The organism is Georhizobium sp. MAB10, from assembly GCF_045012825.1.
GTDB classification, from domain to species: Bacteria; Pseudomonadota; Alphaproteobacteria; order Rhizobiales; family Rhizobiaceae; genus Georhizobium; species Georhizobium profundi.
The window spans coordinates 732,507-749,964 of record NZ_CP118314.1 but is presented as its reverse complement, the minus strand read 5'-3'; the positions used below and the strand labels follow the sequence as shown (position 1 = coordinate 749,964).

Below are 17,458 nucleotides of genomic sequence, written 5' to 3'. Positions count from 1 at the left end.
ATTACCAGGGAGAGAGACAATGGCGCATGAAGCCATGCTAGCCGAACTCGACGAGCGGCGTATCGCCGCCCGCGCCATGGGGGGCGAACGCAAGCTCGCGAAGCGACGCGATGAGGGCGCGCTAAATGCGCAGGAGCGCCTTAACGCTTTGGTCGACAAGGACAGCTTCTTGGAAGTCGGCCTGCTCGGTCGTTCCGCCTACTCGGCGGCGGAAGCCGAAAAGACGCCGCGCGACGGCAAGATAACCGGCTTCGGCCGTATCGACGGACGCGACGTCGGCGTTGTCGTCAACGATTTTACCACCAAAGGGGCGTCGACCGGCGCGACCAACTCCAAAAAGATCGGGTACATCCGGAAGACCTGCACGGAAAAGGGCATGCCCTTCGTCCATATCGGCGAATCCACGGGTGCCCGTCTTCCCGACGCCATGGGATCACGTGGCATGGGCACCATGCTCGGCAACGATACGACGCAGTTCCGGCGGATGCGCGATACGCCATGGGCGGCCGCTGCGCTGGATACATCATTCGGGTCATCCGCCTGGCTGTGCTGCTGCTCGGATTTTGCGGTGATGAAAAAGGGCTCGATCATGTCGGTGTCGAGCCCAAGGCTGGTATCGATGGCGATCGGCGAGAAAGTCGATCTTGAAGATCTCGGCGGATGGCGGCTGCATGCGGAGCAGACCGGGCTAATCGATCACTTCGTCGATACCGATGAACAGGCGATGGCCGCGATCCGCAGCTTTCTTTCCTATATGCCAAGCCATAACGGCGAGGCGCCGCCCGTTGCCGAGACGACCGAAGGGTCCGGCGACGATCAGGAACGCATTCTGGACCTGCTGCCGGAAAAGCGTACGCAGGTTTACAGCATGAAGAAGATCATCGACGTGATCTTCGACCGGGAGAGCATTTTCGAGCTGAAGCCGCGCTTTGGCAAATCGGCGGTCGTCGCCCTCGCCCGGCTCGCCGGCAAGTCCGTCGGCATCATCGCCAACAATCCCCAGGTCGGCGGTGGAGCCCTCTCGGCGGAAGCCTGCCGCAAGATCATCGATTTCACGGTACTTTGCGACAGCTTCAACATCCCGATCGTCCGTCTCATGGACACCCCCGGCTTCGTCGTCGGCACCGATGCCGAGCGACGCGGCGCCCCCGGCCAGATCATGAATTTCATGAACGCGACGTGCATGACGACGGTACCGCAGGTGACCGTCATCTGTCGCAAGGCCTATGGGCGCGCCTACGTCGCCATGGGCGGCGGCGCCCACAACGATGCGATGATCGCGTGGCCGACCGCGGAAGTGTCTTTCATGGACCCGGTCTTCGCCACCAGCATCGTCCACAACCTCAATGCAGGCGACGAGGGTTTTGAAGAGGCGCTTGGTCAGATCCAGCAGGATCTGGAGATCTGGGACATGGCGACGATCTTTTCGGCTCACGATGTCATCAAACCCCAGGAAACCCGCTCTTACCTAATCCGCATGCTCGACATCCAGACCCGCCGCCGGTCTGGCGGCGTCGGCCAACATCTGATGCGCGCATGGCCGACCAGCTATTGAGGAGAGCACCTATGACATCACACACAATGACAGCCCGCGAGCTTATCACGACGGCGCGCGCCGAGGGTCGCACGGCGCTTGACGAAGCGACCGGCAAGGCTCTTCTCCAGACTGTGGGCATCCGCACGCCCAGATCCGCTGTCGTCAAGGACGCAGCCGAGGGCGCACGCGTTGCGGACGGCATGGCGGCACCCTTGGTCGTCAAGGTCGTATCGCCCGACATCCTGCACAAGTCGGATGCGGGCGGCGTTTCTCTCGGACTGAAGTCACCGGGCGACGTCGCGTCAGCCATTCAACGGATGGCCCACCTGCCCGCCATCGCCAAGGCGAATATCGAGGGTTGGCTTGTCGAAGAAATGGCCCCTGCAGGGCGAGAGATCGTGATCGGCGGCTTCCGCGATCCCCAGTTCGGCCCGATGATTATGGTTGGCCTTGGCGGGATCTTCGTCGAGATATTGAAGGACGTTTCCTTTCGGATCTGTCCAATCGATCGTTCGGAAGCCCAAGCGATGCTACGGGAACTGAAGGGCTATGCCATTCTCGAAGGAACGCGCGGCGAAGCGCCGATCGACGAGGGAGCGTTGTTGGACGCAATGCTCGCCGTTGGTGGGGGACATGGATTGTTCACCGTGCTCGCCGACGAGATCAGCGAACTTGATCTCAATCCGATTTTGGTCAGCCAAAGCGGCGCGGTGGCTGTCGACGCCAGGTTCATCCTGACGGACCGGCAATCGGATCAGGCGGTCGCCGAAATGGCCGCTCCCGATGATCCGCTTACCGTGTTCGAGCCGCTCTTCCGGCCGAATACCGTGGCCGTTCTTGGTGCTTCGACGAAGGATGTCGCCATCGCCAACACGTTCATTCGGCGGATGAAGGATTTCGGCTATGCAGGTGCGATCTACCCTATCCATCCGAAAGCGGATGAAATCGAGGGCCTCAAGGCCTATCCGACGCTAGCGGATACTCCCGAGCCTGTCGACTATGCCTATGTTGCCATCGGTGCGGGCCGTATCCCGGACGTGCTGGCGGCGGCGGGGGGGCGTTGCCGCATCGCCCAGGTCATCTCGTCCGGCTTCGGCGAGTTGGAGGAAGGCAAGGCGCTGCAGACTGAGCTCGTTGAGAAAGCACGGCAGGGCGGCGTGCGCGTGCTCGGTCCTAATTGTCTCGGCACCTATTCGCCGCGCGGAGGCCTCACTTTTCCAGCCAATGCGTCGAAGGAGGTCGGCCAGATCGGCGTCGTATCGCAATCCGGCGGCCTCTCCACTGACATCATCAAACGCGGACAGTCACGGGGGTTGCGGTTCAGCGGCCTCGTCACCATCGGTAACAGCGCCGATGTGAAGCCGCACGAGCTGGTCTCGTACTATGTTGCCGACCCGCAAACGCGGGCCATTGGGCTTTACATGGAGGACGTGAAGGAAGGCCGCGCCTTCTTCGAAGTTCTCAAACATGCCGCGTCCATCAAGCCGGTCGTCGTTCTGAAGGGCGGCCGTTCGGGCCAGGGCCGCCTCGCCGCCGCGTCGCACACCGGTGCCCTCGCCGGCGACGACAAGGCATGGGACGCACTGGCGGCGCAGTTGCCGGTGGCCCTCGTCTCCACCATCGACGAATTCATCGACGCGCTTCTCGCACTTCAGTATTTTGACCTGCGTCCTGGAAAGCCGACTAGGAACGTAGTGCTCTTCGGGAATGGCGGAGGCTCGAGCGTCCTGGGGACCGACGCTTTTGCCAAACACGATTTGACTGTCGCTGCATTCGAGGGAACGGCGCGCGATCGACTGGAGGCCATGGGCTTGCCTCCCGGCACGAGCGTGGCAAACCCGATCGACACGCCTGTACGTACGCTTCAGGAGCAGGACGGCTGGATTGCAGGCGAAATTCTCGATCATGTGTACGAACATGCGCGGCCCGACGCGATTGCCATGCACTTGAACCTTGCGGCATTTGTCGGCCGCGGCGCCATTGACCCGGTCGGCAATCTCTTCAAGGTGGTCGAGCAGACCCAAGCGAGATGGCCGTCGGTCGCGCATTTCGCGCTGGCGCTAAGAACCGACGGTTCGGCAGAACTGGACGACAAGCGTCGGCAGTACCGGGACAGGGCCCATGCCATCGGGGTGCCGATCTTCGACGAGATCGCACCGATGGCCCATGCGCTGTCGATCGTGGGACATCTCGAGCGGCGTCTCGCCGCTCGTTAATGGCAAGCTCCTCGCCCTTGGCGTAGATGCGCCGGCGAGCGAGCGGCCAAACTCAGAAAAGGCCAGTCTTTCTCTTGAAGGACTCGGCCTGCTCCGGCGTGAAGCAGGCAAGCCGGAGATCCCGCAAATAGGGTCCGAAGGCGCGTTCGATTTCGTCGCCGAACCGCAAGAATATCTCTGCCATGTAGTAATCGTGGCGGATCAGGGACTCCGCCATGTTCACGATTGGCTGGTTACGCGTATGCACTGCAACGACGCTGTCGTAGACTCGCGCAGTTACCATTTCGGAGTGATCCGCTGCGATCGTGAACAGATTGTCTGTGCTCCCCATTCGCACGCCATTTGCCTCATGGATAAAGACACGCCCCTTTGGGCCGAAGCGAAACTCGTCTGCGTCGAGACCAAACAATACGATCAGCATCTCGACCCCGCGCTCGCCCGCATCTCGCAAGGCGTCCTTGTGACGCCGCAAGATGTCATCGGCCGCTTTGATCAGGAGAATTTCCCGGCTTCCCTTGATCAGCGCTCCGATCTTGTCATGGACCGCTTCATCGCCGTTTAGTGTCCAGACATGCTGGTCTTCAATTGGAGCTGCAACCGATATGAGTCTGGTCGTCAGATTTTCGCACAACTGGGAAGTCTGACGAGAAATGGCATCCAGCAACTCGTCCGGAGGTGCAGCGATATATCGGGCCGGTGACTCGCTGATCGGCAGGACTGCCCCGCGCTGGCTGAGACTCTCCAGAGCGTTGTAAGTATTGGGACGCGGCACACCGGTTGCCTTCGACACCTCGTAGGCTGTCGCGGGGTTCTGTCTAAGAAGCTGGACGTAGATCCGTGCCTCGTATTCAGTGAACCCCAATCGCTTCAGGTCCGCCAAAACATCGGTCGAGACCGCATTTGCTGGGTTCTTGCCGTTCAAGCGGTGCTCCGTTTTTGGTTCGAGTTCGATCCTCCGGTCCTCTGCCAATTTTGCGCGCTACCGACAAGGTCCGAATGGATCAGGGGCGCCGGATACCCGACGCCCCTCAATCGCCAAGAGGTGCAACGTTCATGGGCGGAGAAGCGCCCAACTTGCCGGCAACAGCGCGGCCGCGAGCGCGGCCTTGAGCATGTCGCCCAGAAGGAAGGGCAGGATGCCCAACGTTACCGCCTTGTCCAAGCCGACGAACAGCGAAAGCCAGCCCGCCCCCATCAGATAGATGATGGCGCTGCCGGTTAGCATGGCGGCTGTCACGCCCCAGACCGTACGGCTCCAGCCGCTTTCGCCCATCCGACCAACCACGAAGGCAATCGCCAGATACGATATCAGATACCCGCCGGTAGGACCGGCGAGATAGGCGAGCCCACCACCGCCCGCAAACACCGGCAAGCCTAAAGCCCCTTGCAGGAGATGAACACCGACCGTTGCAAGCGCCAGTCGCGAACCAAACGCCAGCGAAATCAACAGTACCGCGAATGTTTGCATCGTGACCGGCACGGGCCACATGGGGATCTGTATCCGAGCGCTCAGCGCTATGAGAGCCGAGCCTGCAAGGGCCAGAAAGACCGCGCGGGGGATGCTCGATGCACGCGGTGGTGACCAAAGCGCCTCCGCGAGTGTGGTGGATGATGGATGCGTCATGTGTTTCTCCCGTCAGTTGATAGGCTGTTCGTCTGCCATCAGGCGGCGATCAGCGTAACGTGCCTTTCGTCAATGAAGCTGGTGTAGACGTCGCCCTTGGCGAATCCGTCATTCTCCAGGCAGGCGATCAGAAAGTCCCTGTTTGTCTTCGGGCCCTCAATCAATACCGCGCGAAGTGCCTCCACGGCCCGGTTTCGGGCTTCGTCCCGATTTACGCCTCTGACGATAAGCTTGGCGAGCATCGGGTCGTAGAAGGGCGTGACGACGTCACCTTCGCGATAGCCACCGTCGATTCTGACATTTGCCATTTCGGTGGGCAGAACAAAGCGGGCGAGCGTGCCGGGCGAGGGCATGAACATCTTCTGCGGGTTCTCGGCGTAAATCCGGCACTCGATCGCGTGACCGCGAGATGCAATCGCATCCTGCTTCATACCCTTCAGGTCCCCGGACGCATGACGAATCTGCATCTCCACGAGGTCGACGCCCGTCACCATCTCAGTTACCGGGTGCTCGACTTGGATCCGGGTGTTCATTTCGAGGAAGAAGAACGCAAAGCTTTCTGCGTCGACGATGAATTCCACCGTACCGGCACCGCGATAAGCGGTATGAGCGCAAAGGCTGACGGCTGCCTTGGTCATTGCTTCGCGCACCGACGCAGGAAGTCCGGGCGCCGGGCTCTCTTCTATCACCTTTTGATAGCGCCGTTGCAAAGAGCAATCGCGTTCGAAGAGATGCACGGCCGTCCCGTCCCCGAAACCAAAGACCTGCACTTCCACATGGCGCGCCTTGGGTACGAACCGTTCCAGAAAGACCGTACCGTCGCCAAAGGCCTTCTGAGCCATTGATTGTGTTGCGGCGACCGTTTCCAGAAGCTTTGCAGGATCGTCTACCCGGCGCATGCCGATACCGCCGCCGCCTGCAGACGCCTTCACGAGCAGAGGAAACCCCACTGCTTCTCCGGCTTTTTCCAAGCCATCCAATGCGTTGAACGTGAAGCGCGCGCTGCCGGGGACGATGGGAACGTTGGCCGATTCCGCGAGTTCCCGGGCGCGCTGCTTGTCACCCATCTGCCGAATCGACCGGGGATCCGGACCGAGCCAGATCAGGCCTGCATTCTCGACGCTCTCGGCAAAATCGGCGTTCTCCGAAAGGAAGCCGTAGCCGGGATGGATCGCGTCCGCACCGGTTTGCGATGCCGCAGCCAAAATCCGTCCCGCATCCAGATAACTCTCGCGCGCCGACGATGGCCCGATATGCACCGCCTGGTCCGCATCTTCCACATGAGCGGCATTGGCATCGGCGTCGGAATAGACAGCGACCGTTGCAATGCCGAGACGGCTTGCAGTGCGAAATACGCGACGCGCGATCTCTCCGCGATTTGCGACAAGTATCTTCTTCATGGCGGGCCTCACGCCTTCATGAGGGCAACGACTGTGCCCTCGGTCACTGTAGTGCCTTCATCGACCTGAATTTCGGTGACGACACCGTCCTCGGGTGCCGATACCGGAATTTCCATCTTCATGGATTCCAGGATCATGATTGGGTCATCCTCCGCGACAGACTGACCGGCTTCCACGAGTATCTTCCACACGTTGCCGGTAATCTCGGTCTTCACTTCGATCAAAGCCACCTTCGACTTCCTCCCTCTGCTTGCCAGACGCCACGGGCCTGTTGACCCTCAACCTAGCTTCCGTCATTAGTAGTTGCAATAGCAACTCCGAAATTGGCGTGGCGTTTTTGTGCATTTGGAATAGAGGACATGCGGACATGGATATCGAAAAGCTCAAAAGCTGGCTGGGTCGTGAGCAACAAGCAGCGCAACGGATGGACCTTTGGCCAGTCGAAGGGCTTTATGCGCTCTTGAACATGGACGCTCATCCCGCGGAGGGTGACGAGGCGCCCTATTTGGCACAATGGCTGTATTTCGGCCCGACCGTTCCCCAATCGCGCATCGCCACCGATGGGCATCCCGAACGTGGTGACTTCCTCCCACCGATACCGCTGCCGCGTCGCATGTGGGCGGCAAGCGACGTCACGTTCAAGAGAAACCTGCGGATCGGTGAAACAGTCCAAAAGACCGCACGGATCGCCGATATCTCGTCAAAGGAAGGAGCGAGCGGAACACTTCTGTTCTTGAAAGTTGACAACGATTACGTGGACGAGTCGGGAGCTGCGATCCTTCGAGAAACACAAACGCTTGTCTATCGCGATGAGCCAAGCTCGGCCGAAGCCTCTCCCCGTAGCACACCGGCTCCTTCGATTGCTGCCTGGAGTCAAGCGGTCACGCCTGACGAAACCATGCTCTTTCGCTACTCGGCCATCACCTTCAATGCGCACCGCATCCACTACGATCGCTCGTACACCCAGGATGTAGAGCACTACGCCGACATCATTGTTCAGGGCCAGCTGACCGCGACGCTTCTGCTAGAGGCCTTTCTTCGTGCGAAGCCAGAGCAGAGAATCGCATCCTTTTCCTTCCGCGGGGTTCAGCCGATATTCTGCAACGAGACGATCTATCTTGAAGGTGCTCCAGATGGGTCGGAAGGGACCTATCGCTTATGGGCGAGAGATGCCGCCGGCAACATGAGAACCTCTGCAAAGATCACTGCGGTATGATTGGATGACCTCCTACGGGTCGCTCCGCCAACCTTCGATGGTGCTCTTCCTGCTGCGAGCAAGAGCGCTGTCAGTGTAAGCAAGTCGGGGCCGATCGAGTTTCGGAGTTCGACCTCCTGATGGATTACAAATCCGCATTTACTAAAGCCAGTCGACAAGCAGCCCGCAGGAGGTCACCCAACTTAGTCATTGACGTCAGCTCAAACAATCGAGGTTACGAAATGATTCCCCGAGGCGGATTTGGGGCCGACTGCTGACAGTCCGGTTCTGGCGAAAAATTGAGTAAGCCGACCTTCGGCAATCCACCCCAGTTCCGTCGTTGGTGTACGGTCAGCTACTCGAACTTGGGAAATGATTTCCCAAGGCGCATTCGGGAGCCGGAAACGGATTGTCCAGTCTGTGCAACGGGGATCAAGATGCTGCCGTGGAATTTCGACTCACCCAACAGCCGTCCCTGGGGCTGCGGAGATATCAAGGCAGGAGATTTAACCTTTTCGGATCAACATGTGGGCGAGCAGGATTAAGCCTGCTTCGCTATCTTCGATTGGTTGATTAAGGTTCTTTCTCACAGCCAAACCGTCGAAGACGAGAACAAGCATATGCGCAAGCGCATCAGCTTGGGCATCCGTCCAACCACTCTCTGGATCTATGACCCGTAGCATCCGGGCGATTTGCTTTTCGGTCCATTTCAAAAGATCCGGACGGTATTGGTCGGAGGGGCCGGCCGTGGCAAGAGCTTGTACCAATATGACTGTATAGCCTTGGTTAGCGATGTCGCGGAACAACCCGTCTATTAGAATTTCGACGCGCCTTTCTGGTGACCGGGACCGAGCGACCTTGATGCCGAGCTTGTGTATGCGATCGCGATACCAAGGCTCATAAACTGCAATAGCGATTTCCACTTTGGATGCAAAATAGACGTAGACATTGGATGGCGACGTGCCAGCCGAGCGGGCAATTTGATTGATGGTCGTGTTGACGTAGCCGTTCTCGGTGAACTCTTTCGTCGCAGCTGCAACGATAGCTTCTCGCACCGCTTCGTTCTTCACCCTAGCCACAACATTCCTCCAATGACGGCCCTAAATAGCGAATGGTATTCGCTATTGACAAGCGGCTCGATGTGATTTTCTATTAACGAATGACGTTCGCTTAAGAGCGGCACGGAGGAGAGGGTTGATGGAAGCTGCAGTTCGTACCCAAGAGGTTAATCCCGCCAAGTTGGCGATGCTCTTCAAAAAACAATTTGAGCTCTGCAACGTCGGGCCCGGCCAGACTGTAGCCATCGTGTCCGACCTCGGCACGCGACGGGAGTATATCCAGGCAGCTTTTGCAGCCGCCGACGAGCTCGGCTTCGACATCTACGAGATGTGCGTCAACATGATCCCCGGTTGGACAAAGGTGGGTGTTCCCACCATCGGCAAGTGCAAAGGCACGCTCGAAGCGCTGATGCAATGCGACATGATCATGATCTTCCATGTGCCGCTCTTCGCCGCATGGCTGCGCAAGGTTATGGACAACAAGGTCCGAGTGCAGATGATTATCGACGCGCCGGACGATCTCGAGCAATTGCAGTCGCCGCCCGGATTGAAGGAAGCAGTTCTTCACGCGCACCGTGTTTACGAACATAGCACCAATATCCGCGTTACGAGCAAGGCCGGCACCGACCTGACTTACAGCCGTGGCGAATATCCCGTCATGAGCCAGTATGGCATGGCCGACGAGCCGGGTCGCTTTGATCATTGGGGCGTTGGTCTTATCCATACCTTCCCAAACGAAGGCAGCGCGCAGGGCAAGGTCGTCATACAGCCCGGGGACGTCATTATTCTTCCCTATTGCCGCTACGTGGTCGACCCCATCCATCTGACGATTGAAAACGGCCATGTGACGTCGATCGAAGGCGGGCTTGATGCGACGCTGATGCGCGAATGGTTGAAGTCAGGTCAGGAATCCGACGACGACCGCGATCCCTATGCCTTGTCGCATCTCGGCTGGGGCCTAAACCCGCAATGCCGCTGGGATTCGATCGCTCTGTACGGGGACGCGCCTGAGCGCAGCCGCGCAGCATCACGCTGCTTCCCGGGCAATTTCCTCTTTTCCACCGGTCCTAACTCCCAAGGTGGCGGCAAACGGACGACGCGCGGCCATTACGATGTGCCCATGCGAAACTGCACGATCGAACTTGATGGAACGGTTGTCGTGGAGGAGGGCCGCTTAATCGACCCGAAGATGATCGTTCCGGCTGTGCGCCGTTAAAGCGATCAAGGGCGCCGTAGGGGAGGACGGACATGAAAATTGAAGGAAACTTTCCGGTTGATGCGCCCCGCTCGCTTGTGTGGGACAGGATCAGAAACCCGGGCGTGATGGGTCAATGCATCCCCGGTTGTGAAGCCATTGAGCAGATCGACCCAATGTCTTATCGCGCCGTCGTTGGCGTGCGCGTCGGGCCGATAAAGGCACGGTTCAATCTCGTCGTGGAAGTAACGCGCGAGGATGAGCCCGAAAAGGTCTATTCGCGCTCGCGCGGAGAGGAGGGAACGCGGGCTTCAGTCGTCTCCTCCGAAAATGTGCTCACCCTAAGTGACATGGACGATGGCCGCACCGGCGTCCATTATGTTTCCGAAGTCTCGATGACAGGCCGCCTCGGAAAGTATGGTCTCGGCATCATGCAGAAGAAAGCCGATGCACTCGGCGCCGAGTTTGCCGAGGCTTTCCGTGCCAAAGTCGAGGCGGAGGCGCAACCATGACCATCACGGTCCTCAAGCCCACCACCATCGACGAGGCCGTGGCCATGCTGGCGGCCGATGACGGTGCTCGTCCTTTGTCCGGCGGCGCGACGCTGGTAGCGATGCGTAACGCGGGCCTCATCGATGTTTCGGCTTTGGTCAGTCTTGATCGTATACCTGGTCTTGCCGGAATTACGAGGCTGGACGACGGGAGGATACGCATTGGCGGTATGACGCGCCATCGCGATACTGCAGTCTGCGACCTCCTTACTGGTGATCTCGCAGTCGTGCGAATGGCGGCATCTATGATTGCCAACCGTCCGGTCCGCAACATGGGTACGATCGGCGGCGCTGTCGCAAATGCGGATCCTGCCGCGGATTATCTGCCTGCGCTTATGGTATCCGACGCCGTGCTGCACATAGCGGGGCCAGACGGCGATCGCCGTGTCGATATCTCCGGCTTTGTAACCGACTGGTATGAGACGGTCTTGCAGCAAGGCGAGCTCATCGTTGCGATTGAACTCCCGGCCGTTCGTCAACTCGCTTCATCCTACCGCAAAGTTGCTCGGGTTACCGGCGACTATGCGACCTGCTCCTGTGCAATCGCTCTTGACGACGATGGCGCGCACCAGACTGTCCGCGTTGCGATCGGGGCATGTGGGCCTTATCCGCTGCGCGATCGTGATGCGGAACAAGTGCTACGCGGTTGTCTGCATGACAAGACCGCGGTCGCTGCTTTTGCGGACGCGCTAGTGGCGCTCGCGGATCCTATCGACGATGTGCGGGGAACAGCTGCCTATCGGCTCAATCTCATTCCGCGGCTTGTCAAATCCGGATGTGCCGAACTCATCAAGAAGATGGAGGCTGCGTGATGAGCGAACTCTCCCATTGCCGTTTATCGATCAACGGTCGCGGCGTCGACGTGCTCACTGCACCGGGTGCGACGCTTCTTCATACGCTGCGGGATGATCTCGGCATTCTCAGCTGCAAGCGGGGCTGCAATCAAGGCGTCTGTGGATCCTGCACGGTGGTAGTCGATGATCTCCCAGTGCGTGCCTGTCTATCGGTGACGGAAAACTGTACCGGCAAAGAGGTGCGGACCCTGGAAGGTTTCGCTGAAGACCCGGTCATGCAGGCGCTCCAAGAGCGGATGATCGAGAGCGGCGGCGTGCAATGCGGTTTCTGTACTGCGGGCATGTTGATATCGGCGCGCGATCTCCTGGTTGAAAATCCAACGCCAAGTATCGAGGACGTGCAGGCTGCGCTGTCTGGTAATCTCTGCCGGTGTACCGGCTTCCGCAAGATCGTTGATGCTGTTCGCGCGGCTGCCGTCGATCTGGCGGCGAGTGGGAGGGCGGCCGCATGAACCATCAGCAACCCTCAAAAACCTTTTCGGGACTGGCTGTCGGCCAACCGTTGCCAAAGATCGAGAACCGCGAAAAGGTCCTCGGCAAGGCCGAATATATCGCTGATCTCTTCAGGCCCGGGATGGTCCATGCGGCTCTTTTGGGCAGTCCGCACGCCCACGCTCGCATTTTGAGCTACGACGTCAGCAATGCTTTGGCAGCTCCCGGTGTTGTGGCCGTCCTGACCGGCGACGATGTTGGTCACGGACGGATGGGAGCGTTCATCAAGGACGAACACGCCATCGCCAAAGGCAAGGTGCTTTATGTAGGAGAACCCGTCGCCGCTGTCGCAGCCGAAACCGAGGCAGAGGCGCGCGCCGCCTGTCGTCTTATCAAGATCGAGTACGAGGAACTGCAAGCGGTTCTGTCGCCCGAAGAGGGTATCGCAGACGGTGCTCCAATCCTGCACGAGGAGTTAGGCAGCTACTTTAAGGTCTTCAACGCCGGCTCATCGGGCAATGTCTGTTCAAGAACCGTGTTGGAAGAAGGTGATGTCGATGCTGCATGGGCGCAATGCGATGTCGTTGTGGAGGGTGAATTTACGACGCAAGCGCAGGCGCATCTTGCGTTAGAACCGTGTGGTGCACTGGCAGAAGTCGATGCAAACGGGCGCGTTACTTTGTGGTCTGCCAACCAGTCTGTGTTTCGTGTGCAGGCCAACGTGTCTGAATCGCTGGGGCTGCCAATGTCCAAATTGCGTTGCCTGACGCCGCGTGTAGGCGGCGGGTTCGGCAACAAGATGGAAGCCCATATACAGCCGATCACGGTAGCACTGGCGATCAAGTGCGGACGGCCAGTCAAAATGATCCTGTCACGAGAAGAGGATTTCGAGGTCGTTCGCGCTCGTCACCCTTATCGCATCCGCATGAAGACAGGAGCTAAGAGCGACGGGACGCTTGTTGCTCGCCGATGCGAAGTCTTGCTCGATTGCGGCGCCTTCGCGGACGATAGCCCCGGTGTGCTCGGCTACAGCTTGTTGATGGCAGGCGGACCATATCGCATTCCAAACATGAAGTGCGAAGGCCAGCTGATCTACACGAACAAGCTGCGCTTCGGCGCCTATCGTGGCTTCGGCAACCCTCAGGTGACTTTCGCCGGCGAGCAGCAGATCGATGAAATCGCGCGACACATCGGAATGGATCCCTTCGAAATTCGTCGCAAGAACATGCTGCAGGAAGGCGACAGTTGGTTCGTGGGACCGAAGATCGCTTCAAACGGTCTGGCGGAATGCCTATCAGCCATCGAAGAGGCAAGCGGGTGGAATAAGGGCGGCGTAAGATCGACTGCTTCGCCCGGCAAGAAACGGGGCTATGGCTTAGCCGTTTCTGCCCACATTTCCGGCCTCCTAGGCACCGGCGCGATCGTGCGCATGCTTGAGGATGGTACTATCGCCCTGAACACAGGGGCGACCGATATAGGTCAGGGCTCCGATACCGTACTGGCGCAGATCTGCGCTGAAACGTTGCGCGTGCCGTTGTCGATGGTGTCCGTTGCCAGCCCCGATACGGACGGTTCGCCGTACAACTGGGGCACGACCGCGAGCCGCGTTACCTACACGACCGGCCGCGCCGTGGCCGCGGCCGCGGGCAGCGTCGTCAAACAGGCAATGGCGCATGCTGCAGAAATTCTTGATTGCGACCTCGCAGATCTCGAACTGCGTGATGGCGGCAGGATCGGCGCGCGCGGTGCCAACACCGACCTCAGTTTCGCAGCGATCTCGGCACGCGCGCACTGGGCGAAGGGTGGGCCCATCGTGGGGAGCAAGACGTTGGTCTTCGACGAACCGACCCACGATCCCAAGCGCGCGATTGCGCTTGGTCTGCCGTTCCCCCGCATCGGTGTTTTTTCGTTTGGCGCACTGTTGACCGAAATCGAGGTCGACGAGGTGAGCGGACAGGTCAAAGTGTTGCGCGCTTGGACAGCGGCCGATGTCGGGCAAGCGATTAATCCGCTTCTTGTGGAGGTACAGCTCGAGGGCGCGTTCGTGCAGGGCATGGGCTACGCGCTTTACGAGGAAATGGTCTGGGACGGGGGCCGCCTCGCGAACCCTTCCATGATGGACTACAAGATCCCAACCTCGCGAGATGTGCCGAACGACATCTATGCGATCATCGTCGAAGAGCCCGAGCCGAATGGTCCATTTGGCGCCAAGGGGGCGGGCGAGATTGGCCTGAATTGCGTGCCTGCATCCATAGCCAATGCCGTCCACCAAGCAACAGGGTTCCGGCATCGCCATCTGCCCCTGACGAGCGAGCGCGTCCTGAATGGGCTCCTCGCATCCGAAGTCGAAGCGGGTGCGAATTGATGCGCATCGAACTCTATCCTTCCCAGGAACCGTTGTCCGACGCAGGCCAGCGTTACGGGGAGAACTGCCTGGCGAAGGGGGAGGGCATCGAGCCCACTCTTGAGATCGCATATGGCGAAAACCCATATCAGACGCTGTCCGTGTTCCGCTCACCAATCCCGGACGGTCGCGTTCTCGCTTTTATCCATGGCGGCGGCTGGACGAGCGGCTACAAAGAATGGATGCATTTCATGGCGCCGGCATTCACTGCTGCGGGCGTGACATTCGCATCGCTCGGTTACCGGCTGGCGCCAGGACATCTATTCCCTACCGGCCTGAACGACCTGGCAGATGGGCTTTGTAGCCTAAAGAGTGCTCTTCCCGATCTCGGCGGAGACTGGAGCAAGCTTTTCGTCGGCGGACATTCCGCTGGTGGACATTATGCGGCGCTGCTGGCGACGCGCGACGGATGGTGGCGGGCCCGCGGGCTGGCACGCAACCCGGTGCGCGGGTGCCTCCCCGTTTCAGGCGTCTTCCGGTTCGGCGAAGGCTCGGGCCTCGCGGTGCGGCCACGCTTTCTCGGGCCCGATGACGACGCAGTGACGCGCGCTGCGAGCCCCGTGCTGGATGTTGCGGACCTACCGCCCTTCCTGATCGCGTACGGCGAGAATGATTTTCCCCATCTTCGGTCACAGGCAGTCGAGATGGAGGAAACGCTCGCGGACAATGGTGGACGGGCCGAGGCGGTGTGTTTCGATGGCGCCGACCATTTTGCAGCGAGTGTGATTACCGGCGAGGTGGATGGGGTGTGGGTCCCACGCGCGCTCGGTTTCATGGACGAAGCACTACAAGACTGATCAACAAGCGGCGAAAAGCCGTCACTCAAGGGGAATGGCAATGCTCAAGAAATTCGGAAGGAGCGCACTCGCCTGCGCCGTCGCAACATGCGCCATCTCGGCCTCACTTTCTGCGGCCGTTGCGCAAGATGGGGATCCGGTACGTATCGGCTACTCTATGTCGCGCACCGGCCTATTCGCGCAGGCCGCGCCGTCGCAAGAGAACGCCTACGAACTCTGGCGCGAACAAGTGAACGCCGAGGGAGGACTTCTGATCGATGGCGAGCGCCGACCGGTGGAGTTCGTCACCTATGACGACCAATCCAATCCCGGCAATGCCGTTCGAATCTACGAAACGTTGATCACGCAGGACGAGGTTGACCTGCTCGCTGCACCGTGGGGCACGCCGATTCATCTGGCGATTGCGCCGGTTCTCAATCGCTACAAATTCCCGATGGTCGGCAACTCAGCGGCCTCGGTACAACTGCGAGAAGTGGCGCCCGGCTACATATGGTTCCCCACTTCGGCCATTCCCGACCGCATGGGCGAGGAACTGGCGAAGTTCATGAAAGCCGAGGGCGTCGAAACCGCCGCCGTGATCGCAAACGAGTTGCCTTTCTCGCAGGAGATCCGATCGTTCCTGCTGCCGGCTCTGGAGGCCGAGGGCATTGCCGTCGCGCTCGATGAAACCTATCCGCCGGATATCAATGACCTCACAGCCGTCCTGGCTCAGGTGCGCACTTTGGCTCCGGATGCCATCATTGCCCTCAGCTACCCCAGCGACTCCTTCCTCTTCACCACCCAGGCCCGCGAGCTCGGCCTTGCCTCGCCTTTCGTACTATCGCTCGTCGGCCCGACCTACGGCGCCTACCGTGATGCCTTCGGAGAAGGCGCAAACAACATTGTGACGCTGGGTCACTGGTCCTTTAAGCAGGACGACTGGCCGCGAGCGCGGCCGTTCTACGACGCATATGTCGCTAAGTACGGCGACATTCCCGACGCGTTGGACAGTGCTTTGTCCTACACGTCGTTGGAGATACTGCAGCAGGCGGTGGAAGCCGCCGGGCTCGATAAGGAAGCTCTGCGCGAAAACATATCGACCGCCACATTCGACACCATCAACGGTCCAATCAAGTTCGAGGGTGTCGAGAACACCATGACGCCGACGGCCTACCTTCAAATTCAGGATGGTGACCTCGAATTGGTGTGGCCGGAATCGATCGCAACCTCCGACTTCCAGCCCAAGTCTAGCTGGTAGGCCGCCTTGCCCTCGCCGCAGCAACGCGGGGAGGGCTCTTTGCGTTGAATCGGAGGTCTTAACTTGGCAACCCTGCTCTCGGGACAACTGCTCTTTGCAGCGTTAGTGTCCGGTGCGCTCTATGCGATGGTCGCACTCGGTTTGAACCTCGTTTATGGCACACTGAGACTACTTAACATCGCTCATGGCGATCTGGTCATGATCGGCGCTTACGTGGCCTTTTGGATGCTTGCATCGTTCGCTGTGCCGCCGGTCGTTTCTCTGCTGATTGCAGCCCTGGTCTGCGGTCTTTTCGGGCTTGCCATCTACCAGGGTCTCTTCAAGCGATTGTTGGCTAAGCCGGAGCTCGCCAAACGCGTCGAGGCGAACTCGCTGATCCTGTTCTACGGCGTGTCGGTAATCCTGCAGAACGTTGCAGCGCTTGCGTTCACATCGTCGTCGCGCGGCTACCAGTATCTGAACACCGTCTATACATTCGGGGACGTCACGGCGACTGGCAACCGGTTGCTCCTGCTAGGCGTGGCGGCTGCCGTCAGCTTGAGCATGCTGCTGTTCTTGAGGCTTCACCTTTTCGGCTGGGCCTTGCGTGCAGTTATCGAACGCAAGGAAGCCGCGCGTATCGTCGGCGTCAACGTGGACCGTGTACAGGCCATGACCATCGCGGCCGGGTTCGCCATTGCTGGAATGGCCGGTGTGCTTGTGTCGATGACAGAACAGATCACCCCCTTTATGGGCTTCCCATTCACCATTGTTGCTTTTGTTGTCATCATCATTGGTGGGCTTGGCAATATCGGCGCGGGCGTAGTCGCCGGATTCGCGCTCGGCTTTGTCGAAACCTATGGTATCGCCTTCACATCGGCGAGCTATCGATCGATCCTCATCTATGGCCTGTTCGTCGCCGTTCTCCTGATGCGCCCTGAAGGCTTGTTCACCAAGGCGGTGCGCTCGTGAAGGCCGG

General features: G+C 59.5%; 16 protein-coding genes and 1 pseudogene. 11 read left to right on the top strand and 6 right to left on the bottom strand.

The window, feature by feature from the left end:
* Positions 1-19 precede the first annotated feature (19 nt).
* Positions 20-1,555 (top strand): acyl-CoA carboxylase subunit beta, encoded by a 1,536-nt coding sequence (locus tag PU133_RS03440; protein WP_404863496.1) that lies wholly within the window; start codon positions 20-22, stop codon positions 1,553-1,555.
* An 11-nt stretch (positions 1,556-1,566) separates the two neighbouring features.
* Entirely contained in the window at positions 1,567-3,753 is a 2,187-nt protein-coding gene (locus PU133_RS03435; protein ID WP_404863495.1) for an acetate--CoA ligase family protein, read from the top strand.
* Between the two features lie 52 nt (positions 3,754-3,805).
* On the opposite strand, the gene PU133_RS03430 is transcribed toward PU133_RS03435, so the two are convergent.
* From PU133_RS03430 to PU133_RS03410, 5 genes and pseudogenes are all read right to left on the bottom strand, one after another.
* On the bottom strand, positions 3,806-4,675 hold the full coding sequence (locus PU133_RS03430) for a TrmB family transcriptional regulator (RefSeq protein ID WP_404863494.1): 870 nt from the start codon (positions 4,673-4,675) through the stop codon (positions 3,806-3,808).
* A 129-nt stretch (positions 4,676-4,804) separates the two neighbouring features.
* Entirely contained in the window at positions 4,805-5,377 is a 573-nt protein-coding gene (locus PU133_RS03425) for a biotin transporter BioY (RefSeq protein ID WP_404863493.1), read from the bottom strand.
* 38 nt (positions 5,378-5,415) lie between these two features.
* Positions 5,416-6,444 carry an acetyl-CoA carboxylase biotin carboxylase subunit gene (locus PU133_RS03420; protein WP_404864431.1) on the bottom strand — a complete coding sequence of 343 codons (1,029 nt, stop codon included), beginning with the start codon at positions 6,442-6,444 and terminating at the stop codon, positions 5,416-5,418.
* Positions 6,445-6,462: 18 nt separating this feature from the next.
* Positions 6,463-6,777, bottom strand: a pseudogene (locus tag PU133_RS03415) (biotin carboxylase N-terminal domain-containing protein); the annotation flags it as partial.
* Between the two features lie 8 nt (positions 6,778-6,785).
* Positions 6,786-7,007 carry a biotin/lipoyl-binding carrier protein gene (locus tag PU133_RS03410; protein WP_404863492.1) on the bottom strand — a complete coding sequence of 74 codons (222 nt, stop codon included), beginning with the start codon at positions 7,005-7,007 and terminating at the stop codon, positions 6,786-6,788.
* A gap of 137 nt (positions 7,008-7,144) precedes the next feature.
* On the opposite strand from PU133_RS03410, the gene PU133_RS03405 reads away from it, so the two are divergent.
* On the top strand, positions 7,145-7,993 hold the full coding sequence (locus PU133_RS03405; RefSeq protein WP_404863491.1) for a MaoC family dehydratase N-terminal domain-containing protein: 849 nt from the start codon (positions 7,145-7,147) through the stop codon (positions 7,991-7,993).
* Positions 7,994-8,478: 485 nt separating this feature from the next.
* Here the strand turns inward: PU133_RS03405 and PU133_RS03400 are convergent, their stop codons facing one another.
* Positions 8,479-9,042, bottom strand: a complete 564-nt coding sequence (locus tag PU133_RS03400) for a TetR/AcrR family transcriptional regulator (protein WP_404863490.1) — start codon at positions 9,040-9,042, stop codon at positions 8,479-8,481.
* A 127-nt stretch (positions 9,043-9,169) separates the two neighbouring features.
* On the opposite strand from PU133_RS03400, the gene PU133_RS03395 reads away from it, so the two are divergent.
* From PU133_RS03395 to PU133_RS03360, 8 genes are all read left to right on the top strand, one after another.
* Positions 9,170-10,246, top strand: a complete 1,077-nt coding sequence (locus PU133_RS03395; protein ID WP_404863489.1) for a hypothetical protein — start codon at positions 9,170-9,172, stop codon at positions 10,244-10,246.
* 32 nt (positions 10,247-10,278) lie between these two features.
* Entirely contained in the window at positions 10,279-10,737 is a 459-nt protein-coding gene (locus PU133_RS03390; protein WP_404863488.1) for a CoxG family protein, read from the top strand.
* A complete protein-coding gene (locus PU133_RS03385; RefSeq protein WP_404863487.1) occupies positions 10,734-11,588 on the top strand; it encodes an FAD binding domain-containing protein in 855 nt (284 codons plus the stop codon). Before PU133_RS03390 ends, PU133_RS03385 begins: the two co-directional genes overlap by 4 nt.
* Positions 11,588-12,082, top strand: a complete 495-nt coding sequence (locus PU133_RS03380; RefSeq protein WP_404863486.1) for a (2Fe-2S)-binding protein — start codon at positions 11,588-11,590, stop codon at positions 12,080-12,082. Before PU133_RS03385 ends, PU133_RS03380 begins: the two co-directional genes overlap by 1 nt.
* Positions 12,079-14,427 carry a xanthine dehydrogenase family protein molybdopterin-binding subunit gene (locus PU133_RS03375; protein ID WP_404863485.1) on the top strand — a complete coding sequence of 783 codons (2,349 nt, stop codon included), beginning with the start codon at positions 12,079-12,081 and terminating at the stop codon, positions 14,425-14,427. The genes PU133_RS03380 and PU133_RS03375 overlap by 4 nt, the downstream gene beginning before the upstream one ends.
* Positions 14,427-15,263: an alpha/beta hydrolase gene (locus PU133_RS03370; protein WP_404863484.1), complete on the top strand. Its 837-nt coding sequence runs from the start codon at positions 14,427-14,429 to the stop codon at positions 15,261-15,263. Before PU133_RS03375 ends, PU133_RS03370 begins: the two co-directional genes overlap by 1 nt.
* A gap of 40 nt (positions 15,264-15,303) precedes the next feature.
* Positions 15,304-16,500: an amino acid ABC transporter substrate-binding protein gene (locus PU133_RS03365; RefSeq protein WP_404863483.1), complete on the top strand. Its 1,197-nt coding sequence runs from the start codon at positions 15,304-15,306 to the stop codon at positions 16,498-16,500.
* Between the two features lie 63 nt (positions 16,501-16,563).
* Positions 16,564-17,451 (top strand): branched-chain amino acid ABC transporter permease, encoded by an 888-nt coding sequence (locus tag PU133_RS03360; RefSeq protein ID WP_404863482.1) that lies wholly within the window; start codon positions 16,564-16,566, stop codon positions 17,449-17,451.
* The last annotated feature ends 7 nt before the right edge of the window (positions 17,452-17,458 follow it).